Origin of the sequence: Capnocytophaga sp. oral taxon 863 str. F0517 (assembly GCF_000466425.1) — a bacterium.
In the GTDB taxonomy this organism is placed as follows: Bacteria; Bacteroidota; Bacteroidia; order Flavobacteriales; family Flavobacteriaceae; genus Capnocytophaga.
The window spans coordinates 1162-2075 of sequence record NZ_KE992171.1 but is presented as its reverse complement, the minus strand read 5'-3'; the positions used below and the strand labels follow the sequence as shown (position 1 = coordinate 2075).

At 43.3% G+C, this 914-nt stretch carries 1 protein-coding gene; it reads right to left on the bottom strand.

Going from position 1 to position 914, the window contains the following annotated elements:
• Nucleotides 1–65 precede the first annotated feature (65 nt).
• On the bottom strand, nucleotides 66–914 hold an 849-nt coding region (locus tag HMPREF1551_RS13200; protein WP_034544637.1), incomplete at its 5' end, for a gliding motility-associated C-terminal domain-containing protein.

The window sequence follows — 914 nt, the reverse complement described above, 5'->3', positions numbered from 1 at the left end:
TCTCCCATTTTAGGGAAAGGGTCATCGTCTATTAGTCACTTGCCATTAGTCATTGGTCACTAAATCTAGTACTTAAGATACAGCCATCCTTTTTCTTGTTGTAGCTTACCTGTCGTATCTTTGTAATCCAATATATAGTAGTAAGTTCCTTGTGGGAGCTTGCTGCTAGCATTGATGGTAGCTCGGCCGTTGGAATGTCCATCAAATGGCTCTGTATCGTTGCGATAGCCATCTTTTTCATAGACTAGTACACCCCAACGGTTGAAGATCTTCAAGTTGTTATCGGGATAAAGCTCTATACCTTCTATGATAAAGCTATCGTTGTGACCATCTCCATCAGCAGAGATACCATTATGGATCACTAGTGGCTTGTCCTCGAAGACTACTACTGTAATTTTAGCCGTATCACAAGTGTTGCTGCTTTCTTTTAGGCAAAGCTGGTAGGTAAGCTCATAAGTACCTGCTGGCATGCCTTGTGGCACAATCACCTCTCCAGTAGACTTGATTTCTATACGGTCATCTCCGGAGTGTCTTGAAACCACTACCCTGTCCTTATGATCGATAGCAGGTCCTCCTTGGTATCTGTCATTATCCAAGACATTGCCTATGATCTTGGCGCCTCCTACAGTATTGACCGGAGTGGCACTATAATCATCATCCACCGCTTCAACTGCTTCGAGCTTAATGGTCACCTGAGCCGGATCAGCACACTCGCTGGTTCCCTTCTTACAGATGGTATAACTGAAGCTATAAGTACCATTCGGTGTATGTGGCTTGATAGTGATCTTACCGGTGGTGGTATCAAAGGTAAAGTAATCCACTGGATTGTTATTATTATCTTTGAATACCCCTGGGGTAATATATACATCAGTAGTGGTCTGCGGTGTTCTGCCATCAAGTTCATCATTCTTCAA